This is a genomic window from Archangium violaceum, assembly GCF_016859125.1.
In the GTDB taxonomy this organism is placed as follows: Bacteria; Myxococcota; Myxococcia; order Myxococcales; family Myxococcaceae; genus Archangium; species Archangium violaceum_A.
The window spans coordinates 31,644-44,403 of the sequence record NZ_CP069338.1; the positions used below are offsets into that span (position 1 = coordinate 31,644).

At 69.3% G+C, this 12,760-nt stretch carries 12 protein-coding genes; 7 read left to right on the forward strand and 5 right to left on the reverse strand.

Features of this window, described 5'->3' with window-relative positions:
• The first annotated feature begins 57 nt into the window (after nt 1-57).
• Entirely contained in the window at nt 58-1,767 is a 1,710-nt protein-coding gene (locus JQX13_RS00135; RefSeq protein WP_203407054.1) for a SulP family inorganic anion transporter, read from the forward strand.
• A gap of 51 nt (nt 1,768-1,818) precedes the next feature.
• Here the strand turns inward: JQX13_RS00135 and JQX13_RS00140 are convergent, their stop codons facing one another.
• The 3 genes from JQX13_RS00140 to JQX13_RS00150 form a co-directional block, all read right to left on the reverse strand.
• Nucleotides 1,819-2,142 (reverse strand): hypothetical protein, encoded by a 324-nt coding sequence (locus tag JQX13_RS00140; RefSeq protein ID WP_203407055.1) that lies wholly within the window; start codon nt 2,140-2,142, stop codon nt 1,819-1,821.
• Between the two features lie 80 nt (nt 2,143-2,222).
• Nucleotides 2,223-2,606, reverse strand: coding sequence for a hypothetical protein (locus JQX13_RS00145; RefSeq protein WP_203407056.1), 384 nt, complete (start codon nt 2,604-2,606; stop codon nt 2,223-2,225).
• Nucleotides 2,607-2,673: 67 nt separating this feature from the next.
• Entirely contained in the window at nt 2,674-3,051 is a 378-nt protein-coding gene (locus JQX13_RS00150) for a hypothetical protein (protein WP_203407057.1), read from the reverse strand.
• 116 nt (nt 3,052-3,167) lie between these two features.
• Between JQX13_RS00150 and JQX13_RS00155 the strand changes: the two genes are divergently transcribed.
• The 5 genes from JQX13_RS00155 (at nt 3,168) to JQX13_RS00175 (ending at nt 8,699) form a co-directional block, all read left to right on the forward strand.
• Complete coding sequence (locus JQX13_RS00155) at nt 3,168-4,196, forward strand: ABC transporter ATP-binding protein (RefSeq protein WP_203407058.1); 1,029 nt, start codon at nt 3,168-3,170, stop codon at nt 4,194-4,196.
• Nucleotides 4,193-5,029, forward strand: coding sequence for an ABC transporter permease (locus JQX13_RS00160; RefSeq protein WP_203407059.1), 837 nt, complete (start codon nt 4,193-4,195; stop codon nt 5,027-5,029). The genes JQX13_RS00155 and JQX13_RS00160 overlap by 4 nt, the downstream gene beginning before the upstream one ends.
• Before the next feature lie 2 nt (nt 5,030-5,031).
• Nucleotides 5,032-5,838, forward strand: a complete 807-nt coding sequence (locus tag JQX13_RS00165; protein ID WP_203407060.1) for an ABC transporter permease — start codon at nt 5,032-5,034, stop codon at nt 5,836-5,838.
• Nucleotides 5,839-5,922: 84 nt separating this feature from the next.
• Nucleotides 5,923-7,299, forward strand: a complete 1,377-nt coding sequence (locus JQX13_RS00170) for a cupin-like domain-containing protein (protein ID WP_203407061.1) — start codon at nt 5,923-5,925, stop codon at nt 7,297-7,299.
• 23 nt (nt 7,300-7,322) lie between these two features.
• Entirely contained in the window at nt 7,323-8,699 is a 1,377-nt protein-coding gene (locus tag JQX13_RS00175) for a cupin-like domain-containing protein (protein ID WP_203407062.1), read from the forward strand.
• Nucleotides 8,700-8,714: 15 nt separating this feature from the next.
• Here the strand turns inward: JQX13_RS00175 and JQX13_RS00180 are convergent, their stop codons facing one another.
• Nucleotides 8,715-10,079 carry a metallopeptidase TldD-related protein gene (locus JQX13_RS00180; protein WP_239014432.1) on the reverse strand — a complete coding sequence of 455 codons (1,365 nt, stop codon included), beginning with the start codon at nt 10,077-10,079 and terminating at the stop codon, nt 8,715-8,717.
• Between the two features lie 199 nt (nt 10,080-10,278).
• Here JQX13_RS00180 and JQX13_RS00185 point away from each other — a divergent pair, with 199 nt between their 5' ends.
• Entirely contained in the window at nt 10,279-11,559 is a 1,281-nt protein-coding gene (locus tag JQX13_RS00185; RefSeq protein WP_239014433.1) for a TldD/PmbA family protein, read from the forward strand.
• A gap of 84 nt (nt 11,560-11,643) precedes the next feature.
• On the opposite strand, the gene JQX13_RS00190 is transcribed toward JQX13_RS00185, so the two are convergent.
• Nucleotides 11,644-12,744, reverse strand: a complete 1,101-nt coding sequence (locus JQX13_RS00190; RefSeq protein ID WP_203407064.1) for a hypothetical protein — start codon at nt 12,742-12,744, stop codon at nt 11,644-11,646.
• Nucleotides 12,745-12,760 lie beyond the last annotated feature (16 nt).

The window sequence follows — 12,760 nt, forward strand, 5'->3', positions numbered from 1 at the left end:
ACACGTCCACAGAGGGGAAGGGGTGCGGCACGCGGCGTGAAGAGAGGCGTGGGCATCATGCTCGAACAACACTCGCCTGGAGCCGCGGATCGCCTTCGCCTGCTGTGGCAGGACTGGAAGCAGATGGTGTCGCCCAAAACGCTCGGGCAGGATCTGTCCGGAGCCATCACGGTGGCGTGCGTGGCGCTTCCGCTCAATCTCGCGCTCGCGGTGGCCTCGGGGCTGCCAGCCAGCGTGGGCCTCATCAGTGGAGCAATCGCCGGAGTCGTGGCCGGACTGTTGGGAGGTGCCCGCCTGCAGGTGACGGGGCCCGAGGCGGCGCTGGTGCCCATCGTGCTCCTCCTGGTTCAACGCCATGGAATCGAAGGCATGGTCGTGGCCACCCTGCTCTGCGGGCTCCTCCAGATCATGCTCGGACTGATGCGGGTGGGCCGGCTGGCGAAGCTGCTCCCCGCACCAGTGGTGCGTGGGTTCATGGCGGGTATCGGGTTGATCCTCCTCAACGTCCAGCTGCCCAGACTGCTGGGGTTGCCGAAGAGCACCGGCTCGCTCTCCTCGCTGCTCACCCAGGGAGGCGCATTGCCCGTGCACTGGGGTGGCCTCGCCCTCGGAGTGTTGGTGATTGTCTGCATGGTGGGCCTGCCCCGGGTGCAACGGCGGGTGCCCTCGGTGTTGGTGGGGCTCGTGGTCGCCACGGCGATTGGCGCACTGCTGGGTCCGGAGCTGGCGCGCGTGGGGAGCCTGCCCCCGGGACTGCCTCCGCCTCAGTTGCCCTCGCTGGAGGGAGTGGACTGGCGCGCGCTTCTTCCCGACGTCCTCTCGCTCGCCATCCTCGCGTCCCTGGGCTCGCTGATGTCGGCCAGCGCCATTGATCAGTTCCCCGGGTTCGAGAAGAACCAGACCGACCATGATCAGGAGCTGATGGCGCAGGGAATGGCGAACCTCGCGTCCTCGCTCTTCGGCGGCATGCCGGTGATGGGCGCCATCGTCCGCTCCTCGGTTGCCATCCAGGCGGGAGCCCGCACCCGCGCGGCGACCGTGCTCCATGCGATCCTGCTGCTCGGGGTGTGCCTCGTGGCCGGACAGCTCGTCGCTCGCGTGCCCATCGCCGCCCTGGCGGGCATCCTCGTGGTCGTCGGCGTGCGGTTGCTGGATCTGAAGGGAGTGCGCGCGCTGTGGGAGAAGGAGCGCCCCCAGGTGGCGGTGGTCGCGGTGACCGCGTCCGTCATCGCCTCGGTGGATCTCCTGCTCGGGCTCGGCGCGGGAGTGGCGCTCTCCATCGGGCTGGTCCTGATGAGGCGGCCTCGCACGGAGGTCCAGACGCGCATCCTGCGGTTGGATGGACGCCCCTACTTCCGCAGCCTGGGCGCGGCCGCCGCCGGGCAGGATGATCGGCCGCCGCTCCAGCGCATCCGCGTCCGCGGGCCGCTCGACTTCCTCTCCCCGGGCGTCCTCAATACGGCGCTCGCCAATCATCCCTCCCCGAGGTACCTCGTGCTCGATCTCTCCGCGGTGCCCTACATGGACGCGACGGGCCTTCAGGCCGTGTTGGATCTCCGGGAGAGCGTCGTCGTACGCGAGGGGATGGTCGTCGTGGTCGCCCGGAACGAGGTGGCCAAGATGATCGAGCAGGGGGGATTCCCTCGGAACACTCCGTCGGCCAGCCTGGTGCCCTCGTATGACGAGGCGCTCGAGCACATCGCCCGGAGTCACAAGGACACCGTTCCCACGGGAGCGCATGGGGAGCCGCCGCCCGTCAATGCCTGAGCTCCAGTGCCGGATGGGGCAGGCTCACATCTCCAACCACTGCCACCCGATTCACGACCCCTTTCCTCGTGAATCGGGCTGGTTGCCCTGGAAAGACGGAAGCGTGCCATCCAAGCGTTTCCGAAGACGCGCAATGGCCTTCAGATGATAAGGCCAATGTGAGGCCATCAAGGAAACGACCTCCTCCACGTCGACGCGTGACAAGTCTCCACCGTCGAAGGCCTTCTCCAGGAGCGACTCGATCCGGAGGAAGTCCCTGAGAACGTCGGCGATATGAAACGACAACTCATCACGCACCTTGGCGTCGGGGACTGAGTGGACCATGGCCCGGTCCAGGACTGAAGTCAGGATTCGCGCTCGCTCAGGATCGATCATCGGTTTTCCCATCGACTGAATGCATCCTCACCGTGCTACTCCAATCGGAGGTTGGCCTGCTCAGCCACACGCCGGTTGACTCATCGGGACTGAAAAGCTCGCCACACCTTCGCTCGATTGATGATCGCGAGGACAACCAACCCGAGCCAGGCTGTCGCCGACCACAGACCCGCCTCCAGAATCAGCGCCACACTCCAACGAAACACCGAAGTGTCGAACGCGTCGAACTTCAAGAATCCGGGCATCTTGTTCGAGGCGAGGAGCAGTTGGACGGTATTCCTCAGAATCATCACCCATGCGCCGATCGCGACGATGTGAATCCCCCTCCGTGTCAGCATCCCACCACCCATGACACAGAGGGGCACCATCCCAAGAAGAACAGCCCACAGGAGGGGGGGGACAGCCCCCCCGCCTTTCACAATGGGCACAACAACCGTGCTGTACCCCAGATAGGCGACCAGCACGCCGACACTGGCCACTCCACAAGCACCCACGAGAGATGCCGCGCCATACGGTCTCATGTTTTCTCCCTCACCTGTTCACGGCGTAGACCGTGACCAGCAAATCCGCCTTGATTCGAAGCAGGGAGGCCATGGCATCGAGCGAGACCGGGAACAGAGCCTGATGCGGCTGTTCGCCCGCCTGGATTCCAACGTTCATGGTTCGCGCATCGCACGAATCCCAGAGCGCCCGGGCCTCCGGTGGAAGGCTCTCGACCAGTTGGACCAACCAGAGGAGCGCCTCGTCCACGGACCGCGGCTGCTCCTTGTGCTCCAGAGTCGCCTCCGTGTCGTTCAACCTCATGACGAGGGTGGAGGGTTCGAGCTCCCGGACCAGGTTCCGGACGCCCGAAGAACAACGTAGGTCAAGATCCACATTCAGGAACTGAGTCGTCTCTCGCTCAACCATGACCGCCCCCCCCTGCTTCAGTGTTGGGGCCAGTCTAGCGTCGTGGCCCTGCTGCGCACTCCCGAAGGGGAGGGGGGGCCGGTTTTCCCAGGTGCCCCGTGCGCTAGGATGGGCCCGTGGCATTGATCGAAGCCCATCAGCTCACCCGCTCCTTCCGGATCCCCGTCAAATCCCCCGGCTTCCTCGGGGCGGTCCGGCACCTGCTGCGCCCCCACTACACCGAGCGCATCGCGGTGGACCGGGTCGACCTGCGTGTCGAGGCCGGCGAGAGCATCGCGTACGTCGGTCCCAACGGCGCCGGCAAGTCCACCACGCTCAAGATGCTCACCGGCATCCTCGCCCCCACCAGCGGTCAGGTCCGGGTTCGCGGGTTGGATCCCCACCGCGAGCGCGTCGCCAATGCCCGCAGCATCGGCGTGGTGTTCGGTCAGCGCTCCCACCTCTGGTGGGATCTCCCCATCCAGGAGTCGCTCCGGCTCCTCGGTGACATCTACGAGGTACCTCGCGAGCGCTTCACCCGCGGTCTGGATGAGCTCGTCGCCTTGCTGGAGCTCGGAGACCTGCTCGCCCGGCCCGCGCGCCAGCTCTCCCTGGGGCAGCGCATGCGCTGCGAGCTCGCCGCCGCGTTGCTCCACGGCCCGGAGCTCCTCTACCTGGACGAGCCCACCCTCGGTCTCGACGTGGCGGTCAAGGAGCGCGTCCGCGGCTTCATCCGCCACATCAACCGCGAGCGCGGTGTCACGGTGATGCTCACCTCGCATGACCTCGGGGATATCGAGGATCTCTGTGAGCGCATGGTGATGATCGACGGCGGCCGCATCATCTTCGACGGGCCCCTGCGCGCCATGAAGGAGCGCTTCGGCCGCACGTGCGCCATCCATCTGGCCCTGCGCGGACAGCCGCTGGATGCGCTCGCGATCGCGCGACAGGCCCTGCCCGAGCTCGCCGCCAGCTGCAGCACCCAGCCCGAGCAGCACCAGCTCGTGGTCCAGTTCGACATGGCCCAGGCCCCGGTCGGCACCGTGGTCGGCCGCCTGCTCGCCTCGCTCCCGGTCCAGGATCTCCGCATCCAGGAGCCCAGCATCGACTCCATCCTCCGCGAACTCTACGAGAACCGGCTCCAGCTCCAGGAACCCCCGCGATGAGCGGCCCCGCCGCCCAGGTGGCACTGCGGCAGGAGCCACGCCCCAAGTACCTCGCGCTGATGCTCATCGGCGCCCAGCGCACGCTCGCCTACCCGCGTACCGTGCTGCTGAGCCTCGTGACCAACACCGTGTGGCTCGCCCTCTCCTATCACCTGTGGCGGGCGGTGTTCGAAGGCACCTCCCGGATGGGTGAGTTCGACTGGACGCGCATGCGGACGTACCTCCTGATCGCCCAATCCGCCAACCTGCTCATCAACGCCTCCTCCTCCGTCCACCGGATGCTCCGGCTGATCCGCACCGGAGACATCGCCATCGAGCTGCTCCGTCCCTACGACATCCTCGCGTCCCAGCTCGCGTTCTCCGCCGGCGCCGCCCTCGTGGAGGGAGCCCTCGGCGTCCTGGTGGCCACCGGACTCGGCCTCACCCTGCTCGACGTGCTCCCCGCCGCCTCGCCCGCCGCCGCCGTGTTCTTCCTGGTGAGCCTCGTGCTCGGGTTCCTCGTGCGCTTCCTCGTGGGACTCATCACCTCGCTGCTCTGCCTCTGGACGAAGCACTGGCTGGGGCTGCACTGGATGCAGGCCACCCTGGTGAGCGTCTTCTCCGGCGCCCTCGTCCCGCTGGACCTCTACCCCGACTGGCTGCGCTCCCTCTCCCTGGTGCTCCCCTTCCAGGGCATCATCCACACGCCGCTCTCCATCTACCTGGGGGACCTCCAGGGGCTCTCGCTCCTCCAGGCCCTGGGGCTCCAGGCCCTCTGGGTCGTGGCGCTCTGGGGACTCGCGCGGGCCCTGTGGAGCCCGGGACAGCGGGCCCTCGACATCCAGGGAGGTTGAGCATGTTCACGAGGCTCGCGCACTGGATGTGGATCTACTACCGGCTGCAGGTGCTGCACCTGCGCGTGCAGCTCGAGTACGAGGCCGATTTCTGGCTCGGCATCATCGCCATGGTGCTGCGCCACGTCACCGGCTTCATCTTCCTCTGGGCGGTGTTCCGCCACGTACCCCAGGTGCAGGGGTGGACCCAGTGGGAGATGCTCTTCCTCTACGCCCTGGCCATCATCCCCATCGGGCTGGTCGAGCTCTTCTACGACGGCCCCTGGGAGCTGGCGGCGCTCGTCAACCAGGGGGAGCTGGACGGACTCCTGTTGCGCCCCATGCCGGCGGCGCTCCAGGTCATCTGCCAGGGCTCCAGCCTTCATGGGCTGGGCAGCGTGGTGCTCGGCCTCGTGCTGCTGGGGCGGGCCGTGTCGGAGCTGAACCTCGCCCTCTCCCCCTGGCAGTACGTCTTCCTCGTGGCCAGCATGGTCGGCGCGACGTTGCTCATCGGCTCCCTCAACTTCATGGCCCACTGCGTCGTCTTCTGGGAGCCCGACACCTCCATGCAGCTGCCCGTACTGGTGCAGGAGATGGCGACGATCGCCCGCTATCCCCTGTCGCTCTATGACAGGCTGCTCCGGCTCGTCACCACCTGGGTGCTGCCCTTCGCCTTCGTCAGCTACTTCCCGGGCACCGTGCTGCTGCACAGGCCGGAGGCGAATCCCTGGCTGGGCTACGGAGCACCCCTCGTCGGCGTCGCCGTCACCTGTGTGGCCGGAGCCGTCTGGACGCGGTGCCTCGCGCACTACCAGGGCGTGGGGAGCTGACCGGGGGTCTCCTCCCCGCCCCGAGGTCCGGTGCTAGACTCCCGAGGCGCCCCCCACGAGTGGCTTCACCTCCGAGGCTCCACCTTGCTGGCCCCTCTTCCGACCGCAACCCCCGCTCCCCACGGCGAGCCCTCCCTCGCACTGCCCCGCGCCTTCTGGAAGGACTTCACCCGGCGCCATTGGGACCGGGAGCCCGCCCTCTTCAAGCGCCCGTTCACCCAGCACTTCTTCACCGGTCAGGAGATCTACGAGGCGCTCCTCGAGGTGGCCGGGCGCGTGCGCCGGGGCGAATACACCCTTCCCCTGCGCTTCTTCATCGAGCACGAGGACGGTCCCGATGGGCTGCCGCACTACGGCATGGCCCTCGCCATGGCCCCCTACCTGCCCACGCGAGAGGACGGAGAGCTCGAGAGCTATCTGGCGCGTCTGGACAAGCTCCTCGCGGGCAAGCGCTTCGGCCTCGTGCTCAACCGCGCCCAGGGCTTCCACTGGAACCACTGGCTGCAGACGACGACCTTCCTGTCCGGCCTCTACGAGTCCGTCGGCGTGCCGCTGGGCAGCAGCGACTCGTGCATCTTCCTGGGCAACTACCGCTACACGCCCTTCGGCATCCACAAGGACAACTCGCACGTCTTCAACTTCGTCGTCGCGGGAAGGAAGACCTACAGCCTCTGGCCCTACGAGGCGCTCTCCGGACGCGACGAGGTCCCCAAGGGTGTCTCCCTCGTCGACAAGGCCTGCTCCATCTTCCTGCGCGACAGGCAGGAGGAGGCGGAGCTGTTGTCGCGTGCTTCCTTCCTCGAGGCGGACACCGGTGACGTCACCTATTGGCCCGTCTCCTATTGGCACCGCGCCGAGCCCACCCAGGGACTGACCCTCAGCATCTCGCTCGGAGTGGGCTTCAGCCCCCCGCTCTTCACGTCCGAGGCGCCTCCCCAGGAGTGGCCCGACCGCCTGCGCCACGCGGAGATGCCCCACGGGCGAAACTGGCAGGTCCCCGCCCAGGTGCGCTCCGCCCTCCGCAAGCGCGCTCAGCGCAAGGCCCTTCTCGCCGCCGAGCGAGAGAGCACCATCGAGTGGGTCCGTCTCCTCACCTGTGGCGCCCTGAATGGCGCTCCGCCCGAGGTCCAGGAGGCGCCGCTCTCTCCCACCGAGTGGATCCGCGCCCACCCCGAGCGCCCCATCGTCTGCGTCCCCCTGCCGGGCAAGCAGCTGCTCGTCTCCGCCATCGGCCGCTCCACCACTCTTCCCTCCTCGCCTCCCCTCCGCCGCCGCGTCGAGCGCCTCGTCTCCGCCCTCAATGCCGGCAAGCCCCTCCAGGTGGAGGCGCTCGAAGCAGCCTTCTTCTCCCGGTTGCCGACACGTGCCCTCAAACGCGAGGCCTTCCGCGCCCTGCTCGATGACCTCGTGCGCTGGCGCGCCGTGCGGCGCTGCCCTCCTCCCGGCGGGAAGTCCCGCTGAATCCCTCCCCTCAGGAGCCCCCCATGCTGGCCCCCCTCCCCACTCCAACCCCCGCCTCCCAGGGCGAGCCGTCTCTCGCGCTGCCCCGCTCCTTCTGGAAGGACTTCGCCAAACGCCACTGGGACCGCGAAGCCGCCGTCTTCAAGCAACCCTTCGGGAACAGGGCCCCCACCACCGGGCAGATCTACGAGGCGCTGCTCGACGCGGGGGAGCGCGTGCGCCGGGGCGAGTACACCCTGCCCCTGCGCTTCTTCATCGAGCACGAGGAGGGCCCCGACGGGTTGCCGTACTACTCGATGCTCATGTCCCTCTCCAACCACATGCCTCGCCCCGAGGATGGGGGCGTCGAGGGCTACCTGGCGCGCCTGGACGAACTGCTCGGCGGCAAGCGCTTCGGCATCGTCTTCAACCGGCTGCAGATGTACCAGTGGACCCACTGGCAGCAGTTGAGCAGCTTCCTGACGGGCCTCTACGACGCCGTCGGCGTGCCCCTGGGTAACAACGAGTCCTGCGTCTTCTTCGGCAACTACCGCTACACGCCCTTCGGCATCCACAAGGACAACTCGCACGCCTTCAACCTCGTCGTCGAGGGCAAGAAGACCTACAGCCTCTGGCCCTTCGAGATGCTCGCCAGCCGCGAGGAGGTCCCCAAGGATCCCTCCCTCATCCACAGGCCCTACTCCCTCTTCATGAAGGACAAGGCGGAGGAGAAGGAGGTGCTGTCCCGCGCCACCTTCATCGAGGCGAGCGCGGGCGACGTCGCCTACTGGCCCGTCTCCTTCTGGCACCGCGCCGAGCCCACCCAGGGCCTCAACATCAGCATCTCCGTCTCCGCGTGCGCCTCGCCGCCGATGTTCACCTCCATGGCGCCCCCGCTCGAGTGGCCCAGCACCCTGCGCTCCAGCGACCTCCCCGGCAAGAAGAGCTGGCAGGTCCCCGCCGCGGTGCGCTCGGCGCTGCGCCAGCGCGGCCAGCGCAAGGCCCTGCTCGCCGCCGAGCGCGAGAGCACCATCGAGTGGGTCCGCTGCCTCACCGCCAGGGCCGTGGACGCGGCCCCACCCGAGGCCCAGGAGGCGCCGCTCACTCCCACCGAGTGGATCCGCGCCCACCCCGAGCGCCCCATCGTCTGCGTCCCCCTGCCGGGCAAGCAGCTGCTCGTCTCCGCCATCGGCCGCTCCACCACTCTTCCCTCCCCGCCTCCCCTCCGCCGCCGCGTCGAGCGCCTCGTCTCCGCCCTCAACGCCGGCAAGCCCCTCCAGGTGGAGGCGCTCGAAGCAGCCTTCTTCTCCCGGTTGCCAACGCGTGCCTTCAAGCGCGAAGCCTTCCGCGCCCTGCTCGATGATCTCGTGCGCTGGCGCGCCGTGCGGCGCTGCCCTCCTCCCGGCAGGAAGTCCCGCTGAGTCAGGGCGTGACGCTCATCCTCCCAGCAGCGGCGGGAGGAGGAGCGTCGGCGTGCCACACCCGTCCGCGGTGGGGAAGAACGCCAGGTCCGCCCCCACCCCGCGCAGCGCGCGCAATGTCTCCAGCACCGGCAGCCGGAGCTCCACGGGAGCGAGCCGCCGCACGCGCTGGCCCCGCCGCACCTCCCAACCTCCCGCCATCAGCGACACCACCCCGGGGCGAGGCATGGTGGTGAACGTCTCCACGCGCGCCACAAGCTCCGTGTAGTGCTCCGGGAGGGCGTCTGCGCGAGGAACCACGAAGAGGCCGAGCGCCGAGGGCGTGGGCGGCGAGCCCTCGGAGCGCAGGCCCCGGCCGTTGGGCACGACTCCGAGCAGCGCCGCCGTCGCCGCCGAGTGGAGGAACCCCAGGAAGCGGCCCTCGTCGACGAGCCGCAGCGGACGCGCCGGGGCCCCCTCGTCATCCTCGCTCCGCCGCCAGGCTCCGAGCGGGTGGCGCGGGTCGTCCTCCACGGACAACACCGAGGGGAAGAGCTTCTTGCCCACCGCTCGCGCCAGGGCGGGAGTCGCCGCCGCCACGTCCCCTCGGAGCATCCATGACAGCGCCGCGACGAGTGGCGCCGCGACCGCGGGCCGGAGCACGAGCGGCAGGCCTGGATCGGCCGCCTCCGCCGGGCCCTCCAATGCGTCCACGGCTCGAGCGAGCCGCGCTCGCAGGGGCTCCAGATCCCAGGGCTCTCCCAGCGGCGCGGCCACTCCGTCCACGACGGCCCCGCGCGATGTCTCGCACCGCACGATGGCCTCCCGCCGCGCATCCACGTGTCCCTGAACGATGCCCTCGCCACGCACGAGCACGGACCCGCTCGCGGAGTACGTGAGCACCGCCGCCTGGACGACGACACCGGGCGGGAGCACCGTCCGAGCGAGGTGCTCGGCCTGCTCGCGGGCCTGAGCGGCGGAAAGCCCCGGGAGCGAGCGCGGCGGCTCGGTCGGGGCCGGTAGCGCGGGTAGCGGCGAGCGAGCCCCCGTCCGCCCTCGCTCCCAGGCTTCGGACAGCACGCGCCCGAGATCGTCGGCATCTCCCACGCTCAGTGAGGCGAAGCCGGAACCCTCTTCTCGCCAGACCCGCGCCGCCGCCGATACGGACTCCCCTCGCGAGAGGGAGACGCGCCCCGTGCCCACCTCGTACTCCAGCGATAGCCGACGGCTCGCGGAGAGGACGAGCTCCGCTCCGGTGGAAGCCTGGCTCCGCGTGAACGACGCCATCCGCGCATGGGCCTCCCCGGCCAGCTCGCCCAGGTCCAGCCCCGCGCACGAGGCGGTTCCGCCCGGTCGCTCGCTCGTGCTCTCCGGCATGTCGTGCTCACCGCTCGCCGTCACGGCTCCCCATCATGCCCCATCTTCAGACTCCCTCTCCCTTCGGGAGAGGGACGGGGTGAGGGTATCGCGTGAACCCGGGTTGAACCCACTGTCCACACCTTGGGCCACGGGTTGAAAGAACGGGCTCGGCTACCCTCACCCTGACCCTCTCCCGAAGGGAGAGGGGACATTGTTAAGAAGTGGGGAGGAGGAGCGCAGCGTGTCCGACTGGTTCGTGGAGCGGCGCGAGGTCAGCGAGATCATCCACCAGCCCTCGGGGCTGCGCGTCCAACCGCCTACCCTCGAACGAGGCTACGCGGTCCGCCGCGAGTTCCCCGGAGGCATGGAGCAACTCTGGACGGAGGTGGCTCGCGACACGCTCCCGGCCGGCGCCCTGCCCGGAGAGGTGGCGAGCCGAGCGCGCGAGCTGTTCACCCCGGGCCTGGAACTGGCGGAGAGCACGGGTGCCACGGAGGGTGTGGTGCGCCGGCTGGTGGAGCGGGCACGCGAGGCGGGCGCGGCGCACCTGGACGTGTTGCTGCGCGAGGTGGACCAGCGGACCCTCTTCGTGGGCGACGACCGCCACGTGACGGACCGGAGGCGCTACGCCCTCATCGAGCTGAAGACGCATGCCACCACCGCCAGCGGGACGGAGGAGTTGTGGCGCTGCGCGGCCTACCCGGACGGGGAGCGACTGCGCGCGGCCCTGCCGGAGCTCGAGTCCCTGGTGGAGCGGATGGTGCGGCTGCTCCATGAGTCCACCCCCGTCGGGCCCTGCCCCACCGGCCCCATGCCCGTGGTGTTCCCTCCCGGATCGGCCTCCGGCTGCTTCTTCCACGAGGTCTGCGGGCACCCGATGGAGGGAGACGTCGTCGCCCGGGGTGGCTCCTACCTGGCGCACCGCCTCGGCCAGCGCGTGGCCGAGCCCTTCGTCTCCATCTCGGACGACCCCACCGATGGGCACGAGGCGCTCGCCTATGAATGGGATGACGAGGGCAATCCCTCACGCCCCGTGCCACTCATCCACGCGGGCATCATCGGCTCGCCGCTGCTGGACGCGCGGAGCGCCAGGGAGCTGGGCCACTCGCCCAACGGCCACGGCCGGCGCGTGGGCTTCAAGCACCCGCCCCTTCCTCGCATGGCCCACACGCGCGTGGAGCCGCACCAGGGGAACCTCGAGGGCCTCATGGCCGACCTTCCCCAGGGGCTGCTGGTGCGCCACCTGACGCCGCGCCACATGAACCTGCTGTCGGGCGACTTCAGCTTCTACGTGATCGAGGCCCAGGAGATCCGCGATGGCCGCCCGGGACGCAGGGTGTCTCCGGGCATCCTCGGCGGCAACGGCCTGGAGGCCCTGGCCAGCATCGACGCGGTGGGCGCCGACTCCCAGAACCTCTTCGCTACCCGCGGCTGCCGCAAGCTGGACCACGGCCCGCTGCCCGTGTCCTTCGGACAGCCCGCCGTGCGCTTCCGGCAACTCCACCTGCGGCCCTGGCGCTGAGGACCGCTCACGGGTTGAAGAACAGGCTCGGGTACCCTCACCCCGACCCTCTCCCAGGGGGAGAGGGGAAACTGCCGCGGGGCATCAACGGCACAGCCAACTCATGTCCGTGGGCGGCACGTACTCCTCGTCCTCGGAAGGAGGCGGGTACGAGAGCGAGGGGAAGGCGAACGTGCGGAGGATGGACACGCCCGGGCGTACCGGCACGAAGGCGGGGGCCAGCGGGTACGGCCGCAGACCGTTCTCGCTTGGCGGCACGTCCGGGGGCGGGGGGAGCTCCGTCACGGTGTCGGTGAAGCCCAGCGACACCGGCTCCGTGGCGCCCGGCGGGAAGACGATCGCGTAGTAGCCAATGGGGCTGATCGACGCGGACGAGACGTAGTAGCCCATGGGCGACTGGCCGGCGACGCTCCCCGGCAACTGCCAGTCGAGCGCGTACACCGTACCCTGGCCCGACTCCTTCACCATCTCCACGTCACCCAGCGGCTCGTGGAAGAAGTCCATGAAGGGGGACGGGGAGATCACCCACACGAGCGCCACGCCCGCCACCTTGGCGGGGTTGAGCAGATCCGCGACGGTCGTCGGCGTGCCATGCGACGTCCGGTACGAGGCCACGGCGGACAGGGCACCGGCCTCGCCCACCATCATCGCCACCTGCGAGACGCAGGACGGGCCGAGCGTGCGCAGGGGACTCAGGGAGGTGGTGGGATGGTACGTCGAGGGAGGAACGGGCTCGAAGAAGGGCGCGGGGAAATCCTCCGGGGCGCCGATGCTGATGCCCCCGGCCTCCGGATGGGGCTCGGCCCGCAGCGCGTACTCGATGGTGTCGTCGGTCGGCACGCCCGGCACCTGCCAGGCGACCGCCGGAGTGACGACCTCGCTGGAGTCGGCCACGGTGTCGCCGTCCACCACGCTCACGCGCGCCCCCACGGGCACCGAGCGCGTCAGGTGCGGAATCCCGATGATGAGCATGCCCGGCGGAGGCGGCGAGTCTGGAAACGACGGGAAGGTCTTCAGGGAGAAGTAGAAGGCCTCCGGGTCGAAGATGATGCCGGACACGGTGGTCTTCCGGGGCGGCAGCTCCGAATACGCCGGAGTGGATGCGGGCGGGGACGGCGTCTCGGTGGAGCACCCGGTCAGGGCGGCCGCGAGCAGCACACGGGAGATGACGGACGAAACCCTCATGGTGGTCCTCGGGAGT

Bases quoted from the DNA above. Each gene is read 5' to 3' on its own strand.
- JQX13_RS00165 (WP_203407060.1), top strand. From the start codon at position 5,032: ATGTTCACGAGGCTCGCGCACTGGATGTGGATCTACTACCGGCTGCAG.
- JQX13_RS00135 (WP_203407054.1), top strand. From the start codon at position 58: ATGCTCGAACAACACTCGCCTGGAGCCGCGGATCGCCTTCGCCTGCTG.
- JQX13_RS00160 (WP_203407059.1), top strand. From the start codon at position 4,193: ATGAGCGGCCCCGCCGCCCAGGTGGCACTGCGGCAGGAGCCACGCCCC.
- JQX13_RS00175 (WP_203407062.1), top strand. From the start codon at position 7,323: ATGCTGGCCCCCCTCCCCACTCCAACCCCCGCCTCCCAGGGCGAGCCG.
- JQX13_RS00150 (WP_203407057.1), bottom strand. From the start codon at position 3,051: ATGGTTGAGCGAGAGACGACTCAGTTCCTGAATGTGGATCTTGACCTA.
- JQX13_RS00190 (WP_203407064.1), bottom strand. From the start codon at position 12,744: ATGAGGGTTTCGTCCGTCATCTCCCGTGTGCTGCTCGCGGCCGCCCTG.
- JQX13_RS00140 (WP_203407055.1), bottom strand. From the start codon at position 2,142: ATGATCGATCCTGAGCGAGCGCGAATCCTGACTTCAGTCCTGGACCGG.